The sequence below is a fragment of the Pseudomonas sp. GB2N2 genome, assembly GCF_054897705.1.
On sequence record NZ_CM142701.1, the window covers coordinates 4731678 to 4753178 of the forward strand.

A 21501-nucleotide genomic window follows, 5' to 3' on the forward strand; every position below is an offset into this window, starting at 1 on the left:
TTGTTTTCCTGGGGCAAGTCCACCAATTCGGGAGAGAGTTTTCATGAAGCTAGTCACTGCCATCATCAAGCCGTTCAAGTTGGACGACGTGCGCGAATCGCTGTCCGAGATCGGCGTGCAGGGCATTACCGTTACTGAAGTCAAAGGCTTCGGGCGGCAGAAGGGTCACACCGAGCTGTATCGCGGCGCGGAATACGTGGTCGATTTCCTGCCCAAGGTGAAGATCGATGTCGCCATTGACGACAAGGATCTTGACCGGGTTATCGAGGCGATAACCAAGGCTGCCAACACTGGCAAAATCGGTGACGGCAAGATCTTCGTGGTCAATCTGGAACAGGCGATTCGCATCCGTACCGGCGAAACCGATACCGACGCGATTTAAGCCGCCACACACCCCAACGCCCCAGGAGAAAACAATATGACTCTGCGTAAATTCGCAGGGCTAGGAGCCCTGTTGTCCCTCGTAATGCCCAGCCTGGCCATGGCGGCAGACGAAGTGGCGGCCCCAGTCCTCAATTCCGGCGACACCGCCTGGATGATGACCTCGACAGCCCTCGTGCTGTTCATGACCATTCCCGGCCTCGCGCTGTTCTACGGCGGCATGGTTCGGTCGAAAAACATTCTTTCCGTGATGATGCAGTGCTTCGCCATTACCGGTCTGATCAGCATTCTGTGGGTCATTTATGGCTACAGCATCGCGTTCGACACCACCGGCATGGAGCAGGGCGTCGTCAACTTCAACTCGTTCTTTGGCGGCATGGGCAAGGCGTTCCTCGCCGGTGTCACGCCAGCCAGCCTGACCGGGCCTGCGGCATTGTTCCCTGAGGCGGTGTTCATCACCTTCCAGATGACGTTCGCCATCATCACCCCCGCGCTGATCGTCGGTGCCTTCGCCGAGCGGATGAAGTTCTCCGCGATGCTGATCTTCATGGGCGTTTGGTTCACCCTGGTATACGCACCGATCGCGCACATGGTCTGGTCCGGTAACGGCGGCCTGTTGTGGGACTGGGGCGTGCTGGACTTCGCCGGCGGCACGGTGGTTCACATCAACGCCGGTGTGGCCGGGCTGGTGGCGTGTATCGTACTCGGCAAGCGTAAAGGCTTCCCGACCACCCCGATGGCTCCGCACAACCTTGGTTACACGCTGATGGGCGCCGCGATGTTGTGGGTCGGCTGGTTCGGCTTTAACGCCGGTTCCGCTGCGGCAGCCAACGGCACTGCCGGTATGGCGATGCTGGTCACCCAGATCGCGACCGCCGCGGCTGCACTGGGCTGGATGTTTGCCGAGTGGATCACCCACGGTAAACCAAGTGCGCTGGGTATTGCTTCGGGCGTTGTGGCTGGCCTGGTTGCCGTGACGCCGGCCGCTGGCACCGTGGGCCCGATGGGCGCGCTGGTCATCGGTTTGGCCGCGGGTGTGGTGTGCTTCTTCTGCGCAACCACCCTGAAACGCAAACTCGGCTATGACGATTCCCTGGACGCCTTCGGTGTGCACGGTATCGGCGGTATCCTCGGCGCGATCCTGACCGGTGTGTTCGCTGCACCGTCCCTGGGTGGCTTCGGCACCGTCACCGACATCGCCGCACAAGTCTGGATTCAGTGCAAAGGTGTGGGCTTCACGGTGATCTACACCGCGATCGTCACCTACGTCATTCTCAAGGTACTGGATGCCGTCATGGGTCTGCGTATTACTGAAGAAGAAGAGGCCGTCGGTATCGATCTGGCACTCCACAACGAACGCGGCTACAACTTGTAAGCACGCGCATAAAAATTTGCCCGGCTTGCCGGGCATTTTTTTGTCTGGAATTTGTCGGTTAAGGAACTGCTGAAAGGTTTTTTCGTACAGGTTATGCGCTGTTTGCGACGGGCGCTTTTGTACGGGCAATGGCTTACATGATTGAAGGAATATTAGGGCCTTTGTTTTTTCCCAGAGCGCGCTAGAATGCGCCCCGAACGTGCGGAGAACTGTATGTGGCAACAGACTCTGATTACCCTGCGGGCACGGCCCCGGGGCTTTCATCTGGTGACGGACGAGTTACTCGCCGGCCTGCCTGAAGTCAAGGCGTGCCGGGTCGGTCTGTTGCATTTGTGGCTGCAGCATACCTCGGCGTCGTTGACCATCAACGAGAACGCCGATCCAGCGGTACGTCGCGACTTCGAACGATTTTTCAATCGTCTGATCCCACAAGGAACAGACGGCTATGAGCATAACGACGAAGGCCTGGACGACCTCCCGGCGCACTTCAAGGCCAGCGTGCTTGGCTGTCAGCTCAGTTTGCCGATTTCGGCAGGCCGATTGGCGCTGGGGACCTGGCAAGGTGTTTATCTGGGCGAGCACCGTGATTTTGGCGGTGCCCGTAAAGTCCTCGCCACCGTGCACGGTGAAGAGGCATGAACCGCTGGTCACCAGCGGTTATTGAATTTTTCCGGCGACTGTCGACAGACGGTGAAGCTGGGCTATAACTAATCTGCTTTTCGCAAGTCATGAGGTAGAACATGAGCGACGATGATCTGGAAAACGACGACCTCGAAGTCGGCGACGACGAAACCGAAGAAGGTCTGGAAGCAGCGGCGGAAGACCCCGCTGAAGACGACGGCGGTGAAACGCCCGTTCCGACCGCCAAAGGCAAGGCCAAGGCTGCGGTATCGGTCGATGAGCTGCCGAGTGTCGAAGCCAAGAACAAGGAGCGCGATGCCCTCGCGCGAGCCATGGAAGAGTTCCTGGCCAAAGGTGGCAAGGTGCAGGAAGTGGAGGCCAATGTGGTCGCCGATCCGCCCAAGAAACCGGATAACAAGTACGGCAGCCGGCCTATCTAGGCGTCTGACTTTGCTTGCTGAAAAAGCCCGCCGTCGCTGCGGGCTTTTTCATGGGCGGGTGAAAACCCGAAGACTTGTATGATCCCCTGTGGGAGCGAGCAAGCCCGCTCCCACAGGTTTTGCGTCAGGCTGAGGCCGTGTTCCACCGCGCCAACAGCGCCGGCAATTCGGTCAGACTGCGAATCTCGGCATCCGGCGCTTTCTGCGCTTCCCACAGTTTGCCCTGCGGGTTAAACCAGATCGCCCGCAATCCCGCTTGCTGTGCTCCGGCAATGTCATCGCCGGGATGATCGCCGATATGCACCGCTGTCTCTGCCGTCGCGCCGCCGCGTTGCAATGCCTCATGAAACAGGCGCGCATCCGGTTTGGCGATGCCGATGTCTTCGGCGCACAACGCAAACTTGAAGTAATCCGCCAGCCCCAGGCGACTCACATCGGCATTGCCGTTGGTGACCACGCCGAGTGCATAGTGTTTGGCCAGCGACTCCAATGTCGGCTCGACGTCGGGGAACACCTCGATCTGATGCCGAGCATGCAGGAACACTTCAAAACTCTGGTCCGCGAGATCCGACGCCTGGCCGTGGTTGTAGCCGGCCTCTTCCAATGCATGGAAAAGCACCCGCCGGCGCAACGCGCTGATGCGATGTTTCAGCCCGGGTTCGCTGCTCAGGACGCGTTCGCGAATCGCCCACAAATGCTCGACCGGTACCCCGCCAAGATTCGGCGCATGTTCGCTCAGCCATTCGCGCAGTACGGCTTCAGCGCTGACGATCACCGGGGCGGTGTCCCACAGGGTGTCGTCGAGGTCGAAGGTGATCAGCTGGATAGTCATGAATCATCGCCCTTAATACGTTTGGCCCGTGGATGGGCGCTGTCGTAGACCGTCGCCAGGTGCTGGAAGTCCAGGTGGGTGTAGATCTGCGTGGTCTTGATGTCCGAGTGGCCAAGTAATTCCTGCACGGCGCGCAGGTCTTGAGAAGATTCCAGCAAGTGGCTGGCGAACGAATGTCGCAGCATGTGCGGGTGCAGGTTTTGCCCCAGTTCGCGCTCGCCCGCGGCCTTGACCCGCACCTGGATCGCCCGTGGACCCAAGCGTCGGCCTTGCTGGCTGACAAACACCGCGTCATCTGCCGGGTTGGTCAGGGCGCGCAGGGGCAGCCACAATTGCAGTGCTTCGCGGGCCTTTTTGCCGACGGGCAACAGGCGGGTCTTGCTGCCCTTGCCGAGCACCTGGACCATGCCGTCGGCCAGGTCCAATTGATCGAGATTAAGCCCGGTCAGTTCCGATAGCCGTAACCCGGAGGAATAGAAAAGCTCCAGAATCGCCTGATCGCGACGCGCGAGAAAATCATCTTCCACCGCCCCTTCAAGCAGTTGCAGTGCGCGGTCGGTGTCGAGGGTTTTCGGCAGTCGGCGTTCGCCTTTGGGCGGCGCCAGACCATTGGCCGGGTCGTGGTCGCACAGGCCTTCGCGGTTCAGATAGTGATAGAGCCCGCGCACGGCCGAAAGGAGCCGCGCCAGGCTGCGCGACGATTGACCTTGGGAATGCAAACGCGCGATCAGGCTGCGCAGGCGCTGAATATCCAGCGCGGCCCAGCTGCCGATGTTCTGCTTGACGCACCAGCCCAGCACCTTGTCGAGATCGCGGCGGTAGGCGTACAGCGTATGAGGCGACACCTGCCGCTCACTGCGCAAGTGTTCGCAGTAAGCGTCCAGTTGTCGTTCCACGATCAGCGTACCGAGCGCAGCGAGCTGTTGACCCGTGGCAGCACGCGGCCCATGACTTCGGCGATGTAGCTGAGGAACAGCGTGCCGACGGAGCTTTTGTAGTGCTGCGGATCGCGGCTGGCGATCGCCAGGATGCCGTGGATGCCTTGGTGGCTGATGGCAACGACGGCGGTCGAACCGATCTGCTTGCGCTGCTCTTCGCCGAACAGGAAGTCGAGTTCGTGCTCGCGCAGGCTGCCGCTGACGCTCTTGTCTTCCGAGAGCAAACCGCCAATCGCCGTTTGCGCGTCGGCGTGGGTCACCCAGCGGCCGACGGGCATCGGGTTGTCGCCCAGCAGGATCAGGCTGACAAAAGGCACCTGAAAGTCCTGACGCAGACTGTCTTCGACGCTGATGACGACGTCTTCCAGGCTGGTGGCGTCCATCAGCGCGAGAATCAGGCGGCGGGTCTTGTCGAAGAGGCGGTCGTTGTCGCGGGCCACGTCCATCAAGTGCGACAAACGATGACGCAACTCGATGTTGCGGTCGCGCAGGAGGGTCATCTGGCGCTCGACCAGCGAAATCGTGTCGCCACGCTGGTGCGGAATGCGCAGGGCCGGGAGCAGTTCTTCGTGCTCGACAAAGAAGTCCGGGTGAGCCTCCAGGTACGCGGCAATCGCCGCCGCCTCAAGGCTTTCGGAAGGGGATTCGTCGGGCTGTAGGGCGGGAACCTGGGGCTTGTCGGTCATGGGTTTGACTCACTCAAAGACGCACTTGTCCTTCATAAACTCGGACTGCCGGGCCGGTCATCAACACCGGTTGGCCAGGGCCTGCCCATTCAATGGACAGGCGCCCGCCGGGCAGGTCGATCAATAGCGGCGAATCCATCCACCCCTGGCTGATCGCGGCCACCGCCGCTGCACAGGCGCCGGTGCCGCAGGCCTGGGTTTCCCCGGCGCCGCGTTCCCAGACGCGCAACTGCGCGCGGTTCCGGTCGATGACCTGGAGAAAACCGACGTTGACCCGCGCAGGAAAGCGCGGGTGATGTTCGATTTTCGGTCCCAGCTCATGCACCGGTGCGTTGTTGATATCCGTGACGCGCAACACCGCATGCGGGTTGCCCATCGACACGGCGGCCAGTTCGACCGCTGCGCCGTCGACGTCGAGCGAGTAGCTCAGCGCCTGACTGTCGGCAACGAACGGAATGTCCGCCGGCACCAGGCGCGGTGCGCCCATGTCGACACTGATCTGGCCGTCGCTGCGGATATCCAGTTCGATAATGCCACTTTTGGTTTCGACGCGAATCTGCCGTTTTGCAGTCAGACGCTTGTCGAGCACGAAGCGGGCGAAACAGCGAGCACCGTTGCCGCACTGTTCCACTTCGGAACCGTCGGAGTTGAAAATCCGATAACGGAAATCCACGTCCGGGTTGCTCGGCGCTTCGACGATCAGCAACTGGTCGAAACCGATCCCTGTATGCCGATCGCCCCATTGCTTGGCGTGTTTGGGCAAAATGTGCGCGTGCTGGCTGACCAGGTCGAGGACCATGAAGTCATTGCCCAGGCCGTGCATCTTGGTAAAACGCAGCAGCATGGTTTTACTCCGGCAGCAGGCTTTCGCCAGCAAACAACTCGGCTACCGTCTCACGGCGACGCACTTCAAATGCCTGATCACCGTCCACCAACACTTCGGCGGTACGGCCGCGGGTGTTGTAGTTGGAACTCATGACAAACCCATAGGCGCCCGCCGAATGCACGGCCAGCAAATCGCCCTCTTCCAGCGCCAGCTGACGATCCTTGGCCAGGAAGTCGCCGGTCTCGCAGATCGGCCCCACGATGTCGTAGGCGCGAGCGGCAGTTGCACGAGGGCGCACAGCGGTGACGTCCATCCAGGCTTGATACAACGCTGGACGGATCAGGTCGTTCATGGCCGCATCGACGATGGCGAAGTCTTTGTGTTCGGTGTGCTTGAGGTACTCGACCTGAGTCAGCAGCACGCCGGCGTTGGCAACGATGAAGCGGCCCGGCTCGAACACCAGCGCCAGGTCGCGACCGTCGAGACGCTCGCGCACGGCTTTGATGTAGTCGCCAGCCAACGGCGGCTCTTCATCGCGATAACGCACGCCCAAACCACCACCAAGATCGATGTGACGCAGGTAAATGCCGCAATCGCCGAGGCGGTCGACCAGGCCGAGCAGGCGGTCGAGGGCATCGAGGAAGGGCGGCAGGGTAGTCAGTTGCGAACCGATGTGGCAATCGACGCCGACCACTTCCAGATTCGGCAACTGCGCGGCGCGGATGTACACGTCCTCGGCGTCGGCAATCGCAATGCCGAACTTGTTCTCTTTGAGACCGGTGGAAATGTAAGGGTGCGTGCCGGCATCGACATCCGGGTTGACGCGCAACGAGATGGGCGCGCGAACGCCGAGCTCGGCCGCTACAACCTGAAGGCGCTCCAGCTCATCGGTAGACTCGACGTTGAAGCAATGCACGCCGACTTCCAGGGCTCGACGCATGTCGTCACGGGTCTTGCCGACACCGGAGAACACGATCTTGTCGGCGCTACCGCCGGCGGCCAGCACACGTTCCAGCTCGCCACGGGAGACGATGTCAAAACCGGCGCCCAAACGCGCCAGGACATTCAGTACACCGAGGTTGGAGTTGGCCTTGACCGCGTAGCAGACCAGGTGCGGCATGCCGGCCAGTGCATCGGCAAAAGCCAGATACTGGGCTTCGATGTGGGCGCGGGAATAAACGTAGGTCGGCGTGCCGAAACGTTCGGCGATGGCGGACAGGGCAACCCTTTCCGCGAACAGCTCGCCGTCACGGTAGTTAAAAGCGTCCATGGCGTTCCCTTATTGGTAGACGTCGTGCTTGTGTGCTTTCGACGGCGTCTTTTGCGAGGACTGGGCCTGCTCGGCAGGGTCCTGGGAATCGTCAGGCAGGTACAGCGGGCCTTTTTGACCACAGGCCGACACAAGACAGGCAACCGCTAGGAGCGCGGCAAGGGAAGAGATCAGGCGCTTCATGGCGAAATCCTTGAAAATGCGTTAATTGCGCCGGAGTATACCGGCCACCCGGCAGCTTGCCTATGCGACCGGGCTCCCGTCCGGCGGGGCTGGGCAGATCCCTTCCCGAGCAAGCCCGCTCCCAGGTTAAGTGATCTGTCGGTTATCCTTTGCAATCACCGGGGCTCGGCCGTATCTTGCGGCGCTTGAGCGTGAACAGACAATTTTCGAGGTTGCCGTAATGAGTTTGACCGAAGCCCGTTTCCACGATCTGGTCGATGCTACCCAGCAATCGCTGGAGGATATTTTCGATGAGAGCGACCTGGACATCGACCTGGAGAGCTCGGCCGGTGTGCTCACCGTCAAGTTCGAAAACGGCAGCCAGTTGATCTTCAGCCGTCAGGAACCCCTGCGTCAGCTGTGGCTGGCGGCGGTGTCCGGTGGTTTTCATTTCGACTACGACGAAGAGAGCGAGCGCTGGATGTGCGACAAGAGCGAAGAGCAGCTCGGCGAGATGCTTGAACGCATCGTCCAGCAGCAGGCCGGCGTTGAACTGGATTTCGAAGGTCTGTGAAATCGTGAGCCAACCTGCACCCGTTCGTCCGCCCAAGCCGCTTTACAGCAACGTCAGCCCCGCGGTGCCCTCGCCGTGCAGCGGCGTGTGCCGGCTGGACGAACAGAAGGTCTGCCTGGGGTGTTTCCGCGCTGTCGAAGACATCCGCGAATGGCGTTCGGCCGATGATGAGCGGCGCCGCACGATTTGCGCCCAAGCCTCCAATCGCAAAGCCAGCGCCGACCCCTTGTAGGAGCAACTCGCTCCTACAAAATGGCCTGGCTTGTATATTTATTGAGCTGTGATAGTGTCCGGGAACGCCTCAACCCATCGAGGTTCGTGAAAACCCCGCCTTTTTCTGGCGGGGTTTTGCTTTTTTCGTGCAGAAGAAAGGAGTCTGCCCTGATCATGACCGCACCTTCCATCACCCTTACCCGACTGGACGTGCAACGTCTGGAACGCCTGATCGACAGCCTGGACGACACGCTGCCGGGCGTTATCGCGCTGCAAACCGAACTGGATCGCGCTGATACGCTGGTCGGTCACGAAGAAGTGCCTGCTGACGTCGTGACCATGAATTCCAAAGTGCATTGCCGTGAAGAAAGCAGCGGCAAGGACTATCACCTGACGCTCGTGTATCCCAAGGATGCCAACGCTGACGAAGGCAAGATCTCCATTCTGGCGCCGGTCGGCAGCGCGCTGCTCGGCCTAAAGGTGGGTCAACACATCGACTGGCCGGCACCGGGCGGCAAAACCCTCAAACTGACCCTGCTTGAAGTCGAATCGCAGCCCGCCAATGGCGGCGCTTTCCCGGAATAACGGTCTTCAGATCAGGTCGAGCGCGTCGTTTAATGCGCGCTCCAGGTCGGCCTTGTAGCGCAAATACAAATTGCTCGAACTCTGAACATCACCGAGCAGGCCCGAAAGGTCCAGGTCGGTGATGTAGCAGCGGTAGCGCTCGGTCTCGCGGCGCTGCTCGACGATTTCCCGGGCGACCACACTGAACAGCTGCGCGCCATGCTCCAGTTCTGAAAATTCCCGCTGATTGCAATACAACGTGACTTGCACCTGGCCCGGTGCGGCCTTGCCGATGATCGCCTGTACGTCGTAGAACGGCTTGTTGATCGGCGTTTGCGGGGCGCTGCGAGATTCGACCCGCCGCGCGCGCCCGGGGCCGGACGGCAGCAGTTGGTAATACAGCGTGTCCAGGCTCAATGGCTGGGCGGCGTCCATCGGCAGCAAGGCATCGCGCCGGTACTGGATCGATTGCAGGAAACGCTGCAACGGCACTAACAGGCTTTGATCCTCGTGATAGGGCAAGCGCTGCTGCCACAAGGCATTGAATTCATCCAGCACGTACACATCGGCCTGGTCTTCGTGAGTCCGGTAGAACACCTGAATGCATTCTGGCTGGCCCATGGGCAGGATCAACGCGATGTCCTGGTCTTCCAGCGCCATCGGGTCGAGGTGCAGCGGGCTGTAGTTCGCCAGTTCTTCGCCGAGGTAATCGAACAGCGCCGGCAACGTGGCGAGGGCGACATGATTGACCTGGCCCGGCACCAATTCCAGCACGTGGTAATGCTGCTGGACCTGAATCAGGTAGCGATGGTTGAGTTTGCTCAGCAGTAGATTCTGCGCGGTGTCGATAATTTCCTCGACCCGTTGGGCGATGAACTGTGCGCGGTTATGACAGAAGCAGCGCACCCGCAACGTCGGCTGTCGAAGGTCGTTCGGCAAATTGTTGAGGTAATCGCGCAGGCAGTCGAGCAGGGCGTGAGGACCGTCAAAGCGATTGACCAGCACCTCATTCCAGCTGTTGAGGGTGACCTGATCCAGGGTCAGCACCAGGTTTTCCCGGACTCCGGCGTAACTCAGGGAGTCCGTGCGTTCGGTGGTCATCAGGATGTTGAGGTCGCGATGATGTTTGAGCGGATCGACGCCGACATTCACCAGAATCAGCACCTCGCTTGGCACACTGGCGCACAGCAACGGTTCTTCGGCAACGGTCGGCAAGGGCAGGGCGATGCTCTGTTGCAGGCTGCCGAGCAGGTTGAACAGTTCGAACTCGCTCAAGTCGCTCTCGCCGGGGTGCAGAGCGAGGCGGGTGCTGCTGTCGATCACGCCGTTGCGATGGCACCAGGTCAGTAGTTCCAGCAATTGGCGGCTGCGCTTGATCGGGGCGAAATGCTCCCATTCCAGCGCGGTCAGGCTGCCGTTGTACAAGCCCCACTGGGTTTGCCCGGCTTCTTTCTTGTTGGGCGCGTTCACCAGCGTCAGGGTGTCTTCTGCCAGGTCTGGAGCGATGCCGGGGTTGATGAACTCGACCTTGTCGGCCTTGCGTTCAAACGCCGCGTACAGACGTCGACCCAGCACGTTGAGGTCGCGTTTATTGATCAGGCTGACTGTCTGCTCGTTGCGGGCGAACTCGGTCAGGAAGCGGTAGCTGTAATTCAATTCGTTGACCAGTGCCCGGCGCTCGGCACTGACCTGGCGGACTTTCCATTGGCTGCGACTGTCGAGCAGGGCCAGTTGGCGCTGATCCCAATGCCATTCCTGGGCCAGCCGCTCCAGCAGCGAGCGCTGCCAGCTCTGGGTGCGACTGTTGCCGGTAAGCTTGCGGTTGACCTTGAGGTACAGCGCGCGCCGCACCAGTTCCAGACGCTCTGGTTCGCCACGGGCGGTGAGGTACTCCTCGATGCGTCGGTAGACAACGACGTACGGGTCCAGCTCGTCGAGATCGAGCCGATTGGCAAACACCGCTTGCTTGAAACGCAGGCTCAGGCACTGAACCCTTGGGTGTTCGCTGGCGTAAACCTCGGTCAGCAATAGCTTGAGCACGGATTTGTAGGGTGACTCGATGCCCTTGAACAACTGCCAGAGCCCGGCGCCGATGAATTCGCCAGGCGGGATGTACGCCAGATTGCCCAGGTCCAGGCTCTCGTCGGCACGGATGAAGCGTTTGGACAACAGCGTGTGGGTGTAGCGGTCGTAAGCGGCCTCTTCGTAGACCGGCACCAGCCACCAGATCGGCGTGCGTCCGGCCAGCCAGATGGCGGTGCGATAAAACTCGTCCAGCAGCAAATAGTGCTGGGTGGTGCCGCAGTCTTCCGAACTCAATTGCGTATCGCGCTCGCCGAGCACGAAGCGGGCCGGGTCGATCAGGAAGAAGTGCGCCTCGGCGCCCTGGCTGGCGGCCCAGGTTTCGAGCAACTGGCACTTTTTGCGCAGCTCGGCGAGTTCGTTTTCCGTCAGGTCCGGCGCGTGGCAGACCCACACGTCCATGTCGCTTTGATCAGCCTGAGCGAGGGTTCCGAGGCTGCCCATCAGGAACAGGCCATGGATCGGTCGCGGCGGATTACTGCCATGGCGCGGCTTGTAGGAAAACGATCGGGTCAGCCGTTGGGCTTCGGTGAGGACGTTGGCGTCAGGTTCGAAGTTTGACAGCCCGGCGGGTGTGCTGCCCGAAACGTAGCCCGGCAGTAGCGGGTGATTCACGTGGAAAAACAGCGGCAGCAGGGTCAACACGCCTTGCTGGCGGGTCGACAACCCTTCCATGGCGCGCGCCATGCGGCCTTCGTTAAGCTTTAGAAAACGTGCGCGCAGTTGGCTGAGAACCTTGCGGTCGATTCCCTCGTCCAGATCGGGGCGGATTTCATGGGTGCGGGTCATGTTTGCTCAAACCGGCTCGCAGGGCACGGACGTCGGGTATCACGGAATGTAGGGCAGTTTAGCGCCTCGGTCGCGACACCTTCAGGCTGATTGTGTTTTTTTGGCGTCAGATTTCTATCGCTGGGCGACAGTTGTATCAGGGAGTGCCCGCGGAAATCCCGTCACTGGAGGTTTCCGTGGGCGATACGAGTAGGGTCAGGCTGTTTCCTGGACACTCAGAATGGTCAGAACCGTTTGCACATTTTGCGCGGCGTCACGACCCAGGCTGGTCAGATAACCACCGTCGGGCTGGTCAATCAGGTCTTTTTGGTACAGGCGTTGAGCGGCAGCAATGGCTTTCGGGGCAGCGGTCTGATGAATTTTCAAACCTTCCTGGGAACTGTCCAGGTTGAAGAGGGCGAGGATTTCCAGTTCGGCAACCAACTCAGGGGTAAGCGACATAAGGACTCCAGACTTTCTAGGAATTGGACGACAGCGCCCCTAAGGTGATCCCACTCGTGCGGCATGTCCAGTGCTCGCGACAGGGTTTTTCACCTCGAGGTGCATTCCCCGGCGGGTGGTGCGGCAGCGGGGTGCGTACCAGTGTAGTCAGGGTCTGGGGGAAGGCAGGAGTGATTGGTCACAAACTGTGTGGGAGCGGGCTTGCTCGCGAAAGCGGTGGGTCAGGCAGCATGGAGGTCAACTGACACATCGCTTTCGTGAGCAAGCCCGCTCCGACAGCGTTATATGCTTACTTCTTTTCCGGCGGCAATTCCGGCAACGCACGCAGCGCCGCTTCGTACCATTCGGTATTGAACGCGCGGTCTTCTTCGAGGATTGCGTCGATTTCTACCGCTAAAACGTGAGCCATCAGGTTGAGGATTTCCTCACGCTCGTAACCCACCAGGGTCAGCTTGTTGAAGGTCGCCTTGGCGGCCGGCGGGTTGTCGCTTTCGATCTGGTTTTCGATTGCTTCGACCAGCGTGTTTTCGGCGAACTCTTCTTCGTCGATTTCGATCTCTGTTGGCTCGCTCATGGCAGGCTCCTCAAGTTAAGGCGGGCAGTTTACCTGCATTCATCGCCGTGATGCTGCTGGCGAGATACGGCCAGGCGTTCTATAAACACGCACTGCCAACCCCGCACGGCCCGGAGGCTTTGTGATGCTCAAGCTTTATGGATTTTCCGTCAGCAACTACTACAACATGGTGAAACTGGCGCTGCTCGAGAAAGGGCTGCCGTTCGAAGAAGTGCCGTTCTACGCCGGGACCAGCCCCGAAGCCTTGGCGATCAGTCCACGTGGCAAGGTGCCGGTTTTGCGCGTCGAGCAAGGTTTCATCAACGAAACGGCGGTGATACTCGAGTACATCGAGCAGAGCCAGCAGGGCGTACCGCTGCTGCCGATCGACCCCTTCGAGCGAGCGCAGGTCCTGGCGCTGGCCAAGGAAATCGAGCTTTATATCGAACTGCCGGGTCGCGCCTGTTATGGAGAGGCGTTTTTCGGCATGCCAGTGCCGGAAGCGATCAAGGACAAGGCCAGGGCCGAGTTGCAGCAGGGGTTTGCTGCGCTGGGACGGCACGGCAAGTTCGCCCCTTATGTTGCCGGCGACAGCCTGGGCCTTGCGGATCTGTATTTCCTGTACAGCGTGCCGCTGGCCTGTGCGGTGGGACACAAGCTATTCGGGCTGGATTTGCTGGCTGAGATGCCGGCGGCCAAGGCGCTGCTGGAGCGTCTGGAGCAGAATCCGAACGTGCAGCGGATTGCGGCGGACAAGGAAGCGGCGATGCCGGCGTTTATGGCGATGGTGGCGGGCAAGCGATAAAAAAGAAGCGGCCATCTTGCGTGTCAGAAGATTCGTAATCTTTTGTCCCATTAGGCCGCCATCCACGTCGGGCGGCGCTTCTGTGCGTTTTCGTCGCATCCGGTAATACGCGAACGCTCACAGGCCTTCGGGCAATGTTTACCTTGAGCAACGAATTCATACGGTCAAGGAGACCCGACGATGCTCAAGCTCTATGGCTTTGCTGCCAGCAACTATTTCAACATGGTCAAACTGGCCCTTCTGGAAAAAGGCGTGCCGTTTGAAACCATCCCGTTCCATGGGTGCCAGAACCCGGACATCCTCGCTGTCAGCCCTCGCGGGAAAGTGCCGGTGCTGGAGACCGAGCAAGGTTTCCTGAGCGAGACGGACGCCATTCTCGATTTCATCGAAGATACTCAAGGTGGAATTGCGCTGCTGCCCAAAGATCCGTTCGCAAGGGCAAGGGTTCGAGCATTGGCCAAGGAAATCGAGTTGTACATCGAGCTCCCGGCGCGAGTCTGTTACGTCGAAGTGTTCTTTGGGGGCAGGCCGACGCCCGAAGCGCTGAGGGCCAAGTCCGAGCGAGACCTGATCAAAGGGTTTACCGCCTTGAAACACCGGGCGCGGTTCGCTCCTTACGTGGCGGGCGAGCAGTTCACCCTGGCTGATCTGTACTTTCTGTACAGCGTCGAGTTGGCGCTAGACGTTGGCAAGCGGTTGTTCAACATCGATTACCTGTCCGACATGCGCGACGCTAAAGCCTTGCTGGAGCGTCTGGCCGAAAATCCGAATGTACAAAAAGTTGCCGCTGACCGGTTGGCCGAAGCGCCGGCCTTTCTGGAACGGGTGGGGAAAGTGGGCGCGAAAAGCTGAGCATAAAAAAGCTCGATGGCCGGGCGGCCATCGAGCTCAGGTATTACAGTCGACTCAGCGGCTGGCGAGCAATTCCTGACCGCGAACCACAGCCTTCTTGACCTGTGCCGGTGCAGTTCCGCCGATGTGGTCGCGGGCGTTCACCGAGCCTTCCAGGGTCAGCACGGCGAAGACGTCCTGATCGATCTGGTCGCTGAACTTGCGCAGCTCTTCCAGACTCATTTCCGCCAGGTCCTTGCCGCTTTCCACGCCGTACTTCACCGCATGGCCGACGATTTCGTGGCAGTCACGGAACGGCAGGCCACGGCGAACCAGGTAGTCGGCGAGGTCAGTGGCGGTGGAGAAACCGCGCAGCGCCGCTTCGCGCATGATTGCGTGTTTGGGTTTGATTGCCGGAATCATGTCAGCAAAGGCACGCAGCGAATCGCGCAGGGTGTCGGCGGCGTCGAACAGCGGTTCCTTGTCTTCCTGGTTATCCTTGTTGTAGGCCAACGGCTGGCCTTTCATCAGGGTCAACAGGCCCATCAGTGCGCCGAAAACGCGGCCGGTCTTGCCGCGAACCAGTTCCGGCACGTCCGGGTTTTTCTTTTGCGGCATGATCGAACTGCCGGTGCAGAAACGGTCCGGTAGATCAATGAACTGGAACTGCGCGCTGGTCCACAGCACCAGCTCTTCGGAGAATCGCGACAGGTGCATCATCGCGATGCTCGCCGCCGAGCAGAACTCGATAGCGAAGTCACGATCGGACACGTTGTCCAGCGAGTTGCCGCCCACGGCATCGAAGCCCAGCAGTTGCGCGGTGTATTCGCGGTCGATCGGGTACGTGGTGCCGGCCAGCGCAGCGCTGCCCAACGGCATGCGGTTGGTGCGCTTGCGGCAGTCGACCAGGCGCTCGTAGTCGCGGCTGAGCATTTCGAACCACGCCAGCATGTGATGCCCGAAGGTCACCGGCTGCGCGGTTTGCAGGTGAGTGAAACCGGGCATGATGCTGCCGGCTTCGCGTTCGGCCTGCTCCAGCAAGCCTTTTTGCAGGCGGGTGATTTCCGCCAGGATCAGGTCAATCTCGTCCCGCAGCCACAGGCGGATGTCGGTGGCAACCTGGTCGTTACGGCTGCGCCCGGTGTGCAGCTTTTTACCGGTCACGCCAATGCGGTCGGTCAGGCGCGCCTCGATGTTCATGTGCACGTCTTCGAGGTCGATGCGCCAGTCGAACTGGCCGGCCTCGATTTCACCCTGGAGGGTCTTCAGGCCATCAGCGATGCTGTCGCGCTCGGCATCCGTCAGCACGCCGACTTTGGCCAGCATGGTGGCGTGGGCAATCGAGCCCATGATGTCGTGGCGATACAGGCGCTGGTCGAAGGTGACGGAGGCGGTGAAGCGGGCGACGAAAGCGTCGACGGGTTCACTGAAGCGGCCGCCCCAGGACTGATTGGTCTTGTCAGTGCTCATGAATTCGCTCGTATCGGCTGAAGAAAGATGGCGTTGAAAGCTGTCGCGGATAATAACAGGGTTGCCAATCCTGTCGCTGGCACTGGTCGATACGTTTTTTTCTCATGTCCCGGCCTATGCTCGACGCCAGCGTGACCGGAATTGCGCAACGATATTTTTCATTTGAGCAATAACGTCCCGGCAACCGTCTACAGTTGGACAGTAGGATCAGCGCGCTTCTCGATTCGCAAGCTGGCTATAAGAAGAGGGGGTGTTCATATTGTGTATCAGCAAACCCTACGGCGATGCCTCGCCAACGCGGGCCAGGGCCGCCCATTGCCTGGCAGATGATAATTTAGCCGTCGACCTGGCGGCACTTTTTGGCCCTCGCGCTAGTCTTAGCGTGGATCGCGGTGACGGACGTCACTTCACCTGTCTACGCTATCCTTGTGCGAGACTCACGCAGGAATCCAGCGCAATATGAATGTCCTGATCGTTGATGACGAACCCCTTGCCCGCGAGCGCCTGAGCCGAATGGTCGGTGAACTCGAGGGATACAGTGTCCTGGAGCCCAGCGCCACGAACGGCGAAGAAGCGTTGGCACTGATCGACAGCCACAAGCCCGATATCGTATTGCTCGATATCGGCATGCCGGGCCTCGATGGCCTGCAAGTGGCTGCTCGATTGTGCGAACGCGAAACCCCGCCCGCCGTGGTGTTTTGCACAGGTCCCGATGAATTTGCCGTGGAAGCCTTACAGGCCAGCGCCGTAGGCTATCTGGTGAAACCTGTGCGTACTGAACATTTGCATGATGCGTTGAAAAAAGCCGAGCGGCCCAATCGTGTGCAGCTCGCGGCCCTGACCCGTCCCGCCGCCGAAACCGGCAGCGGTCCGCGCAGCCATATCAGTGCCAGAACCCGTAAAGGTATTGAGCTGATCCCGCTGGGTCAGGTGGTCTATTTTATTGCCGACCACAAATACGTGACCCTGCGCCACGAAGGCGGCGAAGTGTTACTGGACGAGCCGCTAAAGGCCCTCGAAGATGAATTTGGTGACCGGTTCGTGCGCATCCACCGCAACGCCCTGGTCGCTCGCGAGCGCATCGAGCGACTGCAACGTACGCCTCTCGGGCATTTTCAGCTATTCCTCAAAGGCCTGAATGGCGACGCCCTGATTGTCAGTCGACGTCATGTGGCTGGCGTGCGCAAAATGATGCAACAGCTTTAATTCAACGTTTCCAGGCGCATTCCGCACCCGATTGCCGGAAATCCGGGGCCAGGGAGGCCGGGCAATACCTGATACAAGTCAAAGTGGATTTGGCTGAGCTGTTATTATCCGCCGTATCTATTCAGTACGGATTGATCCATGTCCTCTCGCGAAATCCGCATCGCCACCCGCAAAAGTGCTCTCGCCCTGTGGCAGGCCGAATACGTCAAAGCCCGTCTGCAACTTGCCCATCCGGGTCTGCTCGTGACGCTGGTGCCCATGGTCAGTCGTGGCGACAAGCTGCTGGACTCGCCACTGTCGAAGATCGGTGGCAAGGGCCTGTTCGTCAAGGAACTTGAAACCGCGCTGCTGGAAAACGAAGCCGACATCGCCGTGCATTCCATGAAGGATGTGCCGATGGACTTCCCCGAAGGTCTGGGTCTGTTCTGCATTTGCGAACGCGAAGATCCGCGCGACGCCTTCGTCTCCAATACCTACGCCAGCCTGGAAGAATTGCCCCAAGGCAGCATCGTCGGCACGTCCAGCCTGCGCCGTCAGGCCCAGTTGCTCACCCGCCGCCCGGACCTGCAAATCCGCTTCCTGCGTGGCAACGTCAACACGCGTCTGGCCAAGCTCGATGCCGGCGAATACGACGCCATCATCCTCGCCGCCGCTGGCCTGATTCGCCTGGGCTTCGAAGATCGCATCACCTCAGCCATCAGTGTCGACGACAGCCTGCCGGCCGGTGGCCAAGGCGCCGTGGGCATCGAGTGCCGTACCGTCGACAACGAAATCCATGCCTTGCTCGCCCCCCTGCACCATCTGGACACCGCCACCCGCGTGACCGCAGAACGTGCCCTCAACAAACACCTGAATGGTGGTTGCCAGGTGCCGATCGCTTGTTACGCAGTGCTGGAAGGCGAGCAGATCTGGTTGCGCGGTCTGGTGGGCGATCCGAGCGGCGGCCTGCTGCTCAGCGCCGAAGCCCGCGCGCCGCGCAGTGATGCTGAAACCCTGGGTGTGCAAGTGGCCGAAGACCTGCTGAGCCAAGGTGCCAATGACATTTTGAAAGCGGTCTACGGCGAGGCTGGTCACGAGTGAAGGGCTGGCGCCTGCTGCTGACGCGTCCGGCGGATGAGTCGGCGGCGCTGAGTGTTGCTTTGGCGCAAGAGGGGATTTTCAGCAGCAGTCTGCCGCTTTTGGAAATCGAACCGATTCCCGCCTCTGACACAATGCGTCAGGTCATTCGCGAGCTGGATCGTTACTGCGCAATCATTGTGGTCAGCAAACCTGCTGCCAGAATCGCGGTGGATCTGATCGACCAGTATTGGCCGCAACCACCGCGTCTACAGTGGTTCACCGTAGGCGCGGCGACGGCGCAGATTCTCGACGAACACGGATTGGACGTCAGTTTTCCCGACGAGGGCGATGACAGCGAAGCCTTGCTGGCATTGACCCGGTTGCGCGACGCTGTCGCACAGCCAGATCCACGGCTGCTAATCATGCGCGGAGAGGGCGGGCGTGAGTTGCTCGCTGAGCGTTTGCGCAAGCTTGGTGCTAGTGTCGAGTATCTGGAATTGTACCGTCGGGGCATGCCGCACTATCCGCCCGTGGCGCTGCCAGAACGGATCAAAGCGGAACGCTTGAACGGGCTGGTGGTCAGCAGTGGAATGGGTTTTGAGCACCTGCATCAATTGGCCGGCGATGCCTGGCCGCAATTGGCGCGGTTGCCGTTGTTTGTTCCAAGCCCCAGGGTCGCCGAGCTGGCACGTGCCGCTGGAGCCCAAACAGTTGTGGATTGTCGTGGCGCCAGTGCCGCGGCTTTGCTGACGGCGTTGCGGGAGCATCCCGAACCCGTTCTCTAATGCAAAGGATGGATACGTGAACGAAACTGCCTTGCCTAAAGATGACTCCCGGCCAGTGATCGATCTCGATAAGCCGATTGACCCTCCGGTTGAAAACGCACCCCCGGCTGCCATGCAGCACCGAGGCAATGGGCTGGCAATCGTCGCACTGCTGCTCGGCGCCGCCGGTGTGGCGGTGGGTGGTTGGGGCGTCTGGCAGGTGCGTCACCTGCAAGCCAATACGCAGCAGCAGTTGAGTCAGGTGCAGGCGTTGAACGATCAGGCGCAGAGTCTGAAGCTCAACGAACAGCGCCTGAGCGCGCGGCTGGAACAAATGCCGGCCGCCGACGAACTGGATGCTCGCAGCCGCTTGGTGACCCAGTTGCAAGGCGATCAGCAACGCTTGAATCAACGTCTCGAAACGGTCCTCGGTGCAAGCCGCAAGGACTGGCGTCTGGCCGAGGCCGAGCACTTGCTGCGCCTGGCCAGCCTGCGACTTTCGGCGTTGCAGGACATCAACAGCGCCCAGGCCCTGGTGCAGGGTGCCGACGAAATTCTTCGCGAACAGAACGATCCGGGCTCCTTCGCCGCCCGCGAACAAGTGGCGAAAACCCTGGTCGCCTTGCGCAGCACCGAACAGCCCGACCGCACCGGCCTGTTCCTGCGACTGGGTGCGTTGCGCGATCAGGTGATCAACCTCACCGAGCTGGCCCCCGAGTACAAGGACCGCGGTGAATCCCTGCTGGGCCTGACCGCCGATGGCGACGGCGCCAGTCGCTGGGCGCAGTGGTGGGACCAGATCTCGCGCTACATCCGTATCGATTTCAATGCTGACAAAAACGTCCGTCCGCTGCTGGCCGGGCAGAGCCTGAGCCAGGTGCGCCTGGCCCTGAGCCTGGCGCTGGAGCAGGCGCAATGGGCAGCGCTCAATGGCCAGGCGCCGGTGTATACCCAGGCGCTGACCGAGGCACGGGACGTGCTCAAGGGCAATTTCAACCCGGACAATCCGCAGAGCAAAGTGATGCTCGACCAGGTGGGTGAGTTGAGCAAGGAGCCAGTCACGGTGGTGACGCCTGACCTGACCGGCACGCTGAGCGCGGTTCAAGGTTACCTTGAGCGGCGCAACGTCAACGCCGAGGACTCGATCAAGCCGATGGCGAAACCTGCCGCAGACACGACGCAGGAGGCGACGCCATGAAACGCCTTTATGTGATCGTGTTTGCGGTCATCGCCGCAGCGGCTGCACTGGGGTTGGCGATCGCCGAGCATTCCGGCTACGTGCTGATCGCCTACAAAAGTTTCCGTTTCGAATCGAGCCTGTGGGCGATGCTGGCGCTGGTGGCGGTGCTGTGGCTGGTGTTCTGGGGTATCAAGGCGCTTGTCGAACTGGTCACCACCTCCAGCGGCGTGGTCAATCCCTGGTCGCGGCGCAACCGCAGTCGGCGGGTGCAGGTGGCGATCGAACATGGTCAGCTGGACCTGGCCGAAGGTCGCTGGGCCAGTGCGCAGCGTCATTTGCATCGTGCCGCCGAGGCCGAGCGCCAGCCGCTGCTCTACTACCTCGGCGCCGCGCGCGCCGCGAACGAACAAGGTCACTACGAGGAAAGCGACAGTCTGCTGGAGCGTGCGCTGGAGCGTCAGCCCCAGGCGGAGTTGGCCATCGCCTTGAGTCATGCGCAGTTGCAAACCGACCGTGGCGACACCGACGGCGCCCTGGCGACGTTGCAGGCGATGCATGAGCGTCATCCGCATAACGTCCAGACCTTGCGTCAGCTGCAGCGTTTGCATCAACAGCGCGGTGACTGGTCAGCGGTGATTCGCCTGCTGCCGGAGTTGCGCAAGGACAAAGTCCTGCCGCCCGCCGAACTGGCCGAACTGGAGCGCCGGGCGTGGGGGGAAAACTTGTCCTTGGCGGCGCATCAGGAAGAAAACGGTACGGTCGGTTTGCAGACGCTCAACGGCGCCTGGCAGCAACTCTCTTCAGCGCAGCGTCAGGAGCCGCAACTGGTGTTGGCGTATGCCGAGCAATTGCGGCAGTTAGGAGCCCAGGTCGAGGCTGAAGACATTCTACGGACTGCGCTCAAACGCAGCTACGACAGCCATCTCGCACGTCTTTACGGGTTGGTGCGCGGCAGTGATCCGGCGCGTCAGCTGCAGACCGCCGAGGGGTGGTTGAAGAATCATCCGGCTGATCCGAGCCTGCTATTGACCCTGGGTCGCCTGTGTTTGCAAAACAGCCTGTGGGGCAAGGCGCGTGACTACCTTGAAGGCAGCTTGAGCGTGCAGCGCAATCCGGAAGCCTGCGCGGAGCTGGCGCGATTGCTGGCGCAGTTGGGCGACACAGAGCGCAGCAATCAGTTGTTCCAGGAAGGCCTTGGCCTTCTGGATGAACGCTTGCTGGCGGCGCCGTTGCCTGTACCCGTCCGCGCTTGACGATCGCTTTTGTAGCAGCAAGCTGCGCTAGCTGCTACAAAGTTCGTTGTTCAGCCTCACGGAATCGTCGTTTTCCTACAGCTTTTTTCCGGTGGTGGCAAAGTCCTACAGAGGACTACATCTGATCCTCTCGATTCTGTCGGGAATTCCCTACGCTTGCGTGGAAGTGTCCCTGCTGCCTTATCT

The 21501-nt window shown here is 60.6% G+C and carries 24 protein-coding genes; 14 read left to right on the top strand and 10 right to left on the bottom strand.

The window, feature by feature from the left end:
* Nucleotides 1-43: 43 nt before the first annotated feature.
* From glnK to sutA, 4 genes are all read left to right on the top strand, one after another.
* Nucleotides 44-382: a P-II family nitrogen regulator gene (glnK, locus tag ACYZT4_RS21850; RefSeq protein ID WP_002555808.1), complete on the top strand. Its 339-nt coding sequence runs from the start codon at nucleotides 44-46 to the stop codon at nucleotides 380-382.
* A 36-nt stretch (nucleotides 383-418) separates the two neighbouring features.
* Nucleotides 419-1756, top strand: a complete 1338-nt coding sequence (locus ACYZT4_RS21855) for an ammonium transporter (RefSeq protein WP_461982919.1) — start codon at nucleotides 419-421, stop codon at nucleotides 1754-1756.
* Between the two features lie 213 nt (nucleotides 1757-1969).
* Nucleotides 1970-2395, top strand: coding sequence for a secondary thiamine-phosphate synthase enzyme YjbQ (locus tag ACYZT4_RS21860; RefSeq protein WP_461982920.1), 426 nt, complete (start codon nucleotides 1970-1972; stop codon nucleotides 2393-2395).
* Nucleotides 2396-2496: 101 nt separating this feature from the next.
* On the top strand, nucleotides 2497-2817 hold the full coding sequence (gene sutA / locus ACYZT4_RS21865; RefSeq protein WP_461982921.1) for a transcriptional regulator SutA: 321 nt from the start codon (nucleotides 2497-2499) through the stop codon (nucleotides 2815-2817).
* A gap of 124 nt (nucleotides 2818-2941) precedes the next feature.
* On the opposite strand, the gene ACYZT4_RS21870 is transcribed toward sutA, so the two are convergent.
* The 6 genes from ACYZT4_RS21870 to lptM are packed head-to-tail and all read right to left on the bottom strand — an operon-like array spanning nucleotide 2942 to nucleotide 7552.
* Nucleotides 2942-3649 (bottom strand): HAD family hydrolase, encoded by a 708-nt coding sequence (locus ACYZT4_RS21870; RefSeq protein WP_461982922.1) that lies wholly within the window; start codon nucleotides 3647-3649, stop codon nucleotides 2942-2944.
* Nucleotides 3646-4545, bottom strand: a complete 900-nt coding sequence (gene xerC, locus ACYZT4_RS21875) for a tyrosine recombinase XerC (protein ID WP_461982923.1) — start codon at nucleotides 4543-4545, stop codon at nucleotides 3646-3648. Before xerC ends, ACYZT4_RS21870 begins: the two co-directional genes overlap by 4 nt.
* A 2-nt stretch (nucleotides 4546-4547) precedes the next feature.
* Nucleotides 4548-5273: a DUF484 family protein gene (locus ACYZT4_RS21880; protein ID WP_461982924.1), complete on the bottom strand. Its 726-nt coding sequence runs from the start codon at nucleotides 5271-5273 to the stop codon at nucleotides 4548-4550.
* Nucleotides 5274-5286: 13 nt separating this feature from the next.
* Nucleotides 5287-6117, bottom strand: a complete 831-nt coding sequence (gene dapF / locus ACYZT4_RS21885; RefSeq protein ID WP_017341442.1) for a diaminopimelate epimerase — start codon at nucleotides 6115-6117, stop codon at nucleotides 5287-5289.
* Nucleotides 6118-6121: 4 nt separating this feature from the next.
* The gene (lysA, locus tag ACYZT4_RS21890) at nucleotides 6122-7369 is read right to left on the bottom strand and encodes a diaminopimelate decarboxylase (RefSeq protein ID WP_461982925.1); all 1248 of its coding nucleotides are present in this window, start codon (nucleotides 7367-7369) and stop codon (nucleotides 6122-6124) included.
* A gap of 9 nt (nucleotides 7370-7378) precedes the next feature.
* Nucleotides 7379-7552 (bottom strand): LPS translocon maturation chaperone LptM, encoded by a 174-nt coding sequence (gene lptM / locus ACYZT4_RS21895; protein WP_461982926.1) that lies wholly within the window; start codon nucleotides 7550-7552, stop codon nucleotides 7379-7381.
* Nucleotides 7553-7772: 220 nt separating this feature from the next.
* Here lptM and cyaY point away from each other — a divergent pair, with 220 nt between their 5' ends.
* The 3 genes from cyaY to rnk all read left to right on the top strand — a co-directional run bounded on the left by cyaY (nucleotide 7773) and on the right by rnk (nucleotide 8903).
* Nucleotides 7773-8105 (top strand): iron donor protein CyaY, encoded by a 333-nt coding sequence (gene cyaY / locus ACYZT4_RS21900; RefSeq protein WP_150631413.1) that lies wholly within the window; start codon nucleotides 7773-7775, stop codon nucleotides 8103-8105.
* Nucleotides 8106-8109: 4 nt separating this feature from the next.
* Nucleotides 8110-8337 (top strand): DUF1289 domain-containing protein, encoded by a 228-nt coding sequence (locus ACYZT4_RS21905; RefSeq protein WP_461982927.1) that lies wholly within the window; start codon nucleotides 8110-8112, stop codon nucleotides 8335-8337.
* A gap of 155 nt (nucleotides 8338-8492) precedes the next feature.
* Nucleotides 8493-8903, top strand: coding sequence for a nucleoside diphosphate kinase regulator (rnk, locus tag ACYZT4_RS21910; protein ID WP_461982928.1), 411 nt, complete (start codon nucleotides 8493-8495; stop codon nucleotides 8901-8903).
* A 6-nt stretch (nucleotides 8904-8909) separates the two neighbouring features.
* Here the strand turns inward: rnk and ACYZT4_RS21915 are convergent, their stop codons facing one another.
* The 3 genes from ACYZT4_RS21915 to ACYZT4_RS21925 all read right to left on the bottom strand — a co-directional run bounded on the left by ACYZT4_RS21915 (nucleotide 8910) and on the right by ACYZT4_RS21925 (nucleotide 12768).
* On the bottom strand, nucleotides 8910-11753 hold the full coding sequence (locus ACYZT4_RS21915) for a class I adenylate cyclase (RefSeq protein ID WP_461982929.1): 2844 nt from the start codon (nucleotides 11751-11753) through the stop codon (nucleotides 8910-8912).
* A gap of 195 nt (nucleotides 11754-11948) precedes the next feature.
* Nucleotides 11949-12194 (bottom strand): TIGR02647 family protein, encoded by a 246-nt coding sequence (locus tag ACYZT4_RS21920; protein WP_461982930.1) that lies wholly within the window; start codon nucleotides 12192-12194, stop codon nucleotides 11949-11951.
* 289 nt (nucleotides 12195-12483) lie between these two features.
* A complete protein-coding gene (locus ACYZT4_RS21925; protein ID WP_461982931.1) occupies nucleotides 12484-12768 on the bottom strand; it encodes a hypothetical protein in 285 nt (94 codons plus the stop codon).
* Between the two features lie 124 nt (nucleotides 12769-12892).
* Here ACYZT4_RS21925 and ACYZT4_RS21930 point away from each other — a divergent pair, with 124 nt between their 5' ends.
* A complete protein-coding gene (locus ACYZT4_RS21930) occupies nucleotides 12893-13552 on the top strand; it encodes a glutathione S-transferase family protein (protein ID WP_461982932.1) in 660 nt (219 codons plus the stop codon).
* 180 nt (nucleotides 13553-13732) lie between these two features.
* On the top strand, nucleotides 13733-14404 hold the full coding sequence (locus tag ACYZT4_RS21935; RefSeq protein WP_461982933.1) for a glutathione S-transferase family protein: 672 nt from the start codon (nucleotides 13733-13735) through the stop codon (nucleotides 14402-14404).
* A 54-nt stretch (nucleotides 14405-14458) separates the two neighbouring features.
* Here the strand turns inward: ACYZT4_RS21935 and argH are convergent, their stop codons facing one another.
* The gene (gene argH / locus ACYZT4_RS21940; protein ID WP_461982934.1) at nucleotides 14459-15853 is read right to left on the bottom strand and encodes an argininosuccinate lyase; all 1395 of its coding nucleotides are present in this window, start codon (nucleotides 15851-15853) and stop codon (nucleotides 14459-14461) included.
* Between the two features lie 459 nt (nucleotides 15854-16312).
* Between argH and ACYZT4_RS21945 the strand changes: the two genes are divergently transcribed.
* From ACYZT4_RS21945 to ACYZT4_RS21965, 5 genes are all read left to right on the top strand, one after another.
* Nucleotides 16313-17059: a LytR/AlgR family response regulator transcription factor gene (locus tag ACYZT4_RS21945; protein ID WP_461982935.1), complete on the top strand. Its 747-nt coding sequence runs from the start codon at nucleotides 16313-16315 to the stop codon at nucleotides 17057-17059.
* A 138-nt stretch (nucleotides 17060-17197) separates the two neighbouring features.
* Nucleotides 17198-18139 (top strand): hydroxymethylbilane synthase, encoded by a 942-nt coding sequence (gene hemC / locus ACYZT4_RS21950; protein WP_461982936.1) that lies wholly within the window; start codon nucleotides 17198-17200, stop codon nucleotides 18137-18139.
* Nucleotides 18136-18903 (top strand): uroporphyrinogen-III synthase, encoded by a 768-nt coding sequence (locus ACYZT4_RS21955; RefSeq protein ID WP_461982937.1) that lies wholly within the window; start codon nucleotides 18136-18138, stop codon nucleotides 18901-18903. Before hemC ends, ACYZT4_RS21955 begins: the two co-directional genes overlap by 4 nt.
* Nucleotides 18904-18919: 16 nt before the next feature.
* Entirely contained in the window at nucleotides 18920-20080 is a 1161-nt protein-coding gene (locus ACYZT4_RS21960; RefSeq protein ID WP_461982938.1) for a uroporphyrinogen-III C-methyltransferase, read from the top strand.
* Complete coding sequence (locus ACYZT4_RS21965; RefSeq protein WP_461982939.1) at nucleotides 20077-21315, top strand: heme biosynthesis HemY N-terminal domain-containing protein; 1239 nt, start codon at nucleotides 20077-20079, stop codon at nucleotides 21313-21315. The genes ACYZT4_RS21960 and ACYZT4_RS21965 overlap by 4 nt, the downstream gene beginning before the upstream one ends.
* Nucleotides 21316-21501: the final 186 nt, after the last annotated feature.

Coding starts and splice junctions, on each gene's coding strand:
- hemC (WP_461982936.1), top strand. CDS start 17,198: ATGTCCTCTCGCGAAATCCGCATCGCCACCCGCAAAAGTGCTCTCGCC.
- lysA (WP_461982925.1), bottom strand. CDS start 7,369: ATGGACGCTTTTAACTACCGTGACGGCGAGCTGTTCGCGGAAAGGGTT.
- glnK (WP_002555808.1), top strand. CDS start 44: ATGAAGCTAGTCACTGCCATCATCAAGCCGTTCAAGTTGGACGACGTG.
- ACYZT4_RS21860 (WP_461982920.1), top strand. CDS start 1,970: ATGTGGCAACAGACTCTGATTACCCTGCGGGCACGGCCCCGGGGCTTT.
- ACYZT4_RS21930 (WP_461982932.1), top strand. CDS start 12,893: ATGCTCAAGCTTTATGGATTTTCCGTCAGCAACTACTACAACATGGTG.
- sutA (WP_461982921.1), top strand. CDS start 2,497: ATGAGCGACGATGATCTGGAAAACGACGACCTCGAAGTCGGCGACGAC.
- ACYZT4_RS21870 (WP_461982922.1), bottom strand. CDS start 3,649: ATGACTATCCAGCTGATCACCTTCGACCTCGACGACACCCTGTGGGAC.
- ACYZT4_RS21945 (WP_461982935.1), top strand. CDS start 16,313: ATGAATGTCCTGATCGTTGATGACGAACCCCTTGCCCGCGAGCGCCTG.
- ACYZT4_RS21855 (WP_461982919.1), top strand. CDS start 419: ATGACTCTGCGTAAATTCGCAGGGCTAGGAGCCCTGTTGTCCCTCGTA.
- ACYZT4_RS21880 (WP_461982924.1), bottom strand. CDS start 5,273: ATGACCGACAAGCCCCAGGTTCCCGCCCTACAGCCCGACGAATCCCCT.
- rnk (WP_461982928.1), top strand. CDS start 8,493: ATGACCGCACCTTCCATCACCCTTACCCGACTGGACGTGCAACGTCTG.
- dapF (WP_017341442.1), bottom strand. CDS start 6,117: ATGCTGCTGCGTTTTACCAAGATGCACGGCCTGGGCAATGACTTCATG.
- cyaY (WP_150631413.1), top strand. CDS start 7,773: ATGAGTTTGACCGAAGCCCGTTTCCACGATCTGGTCGATGCTACCCAG.
- lptM (WP_461982926.1), bottom strand. CDS start 7,552: ATGAAGCGCCTGATCTCTTCCCTTGCCGCGCTCCTAGCGGTTGCCTGT.
- argH (WP_461982934.1), bottom strand. CDS start 15,853: ATGAGCACTGACAAGACCAATCAGTCCTGGGGCGGCCGCTTCAGTGAA.
- ACYZT4_RS21920 (WP_461982930.1), bottom strand. CDS start 12,194: ATGTCGCTTACCCCTGAGTTGGTTGCCGAACTGGAAATCCTCGCCCTC.
- ACYZT4_RS21915 (WP_461982929.1), bottom strand. CDS start 11,753: ATGACCCGCACCCATGAAATCCGCCCCGATCTGGACGAGGGAATCGAC.
- ACYZT4_RS21965 (WP_461982939.1), top strand. CDS start 20,077: ATGAAACGCCTTTATGTGATCGTGTTTGCGGTCATCGCCGCAGCGGCT.
- ACYZT4_RS21935 (WP_461982933.1), top strand. CDS start 13,733: ATGCTCAAGCTCTATGGCTTTGCTGCCAGCAACTATTTCAACATGGTC.
- ACYZT4_RS21925 (WP_461982931.1), bottom strand. CDS start 12,768: ATGAGCGAGCCAACAGAGATCGAAATCGACGAAGAAGAGTTCGCCGAA.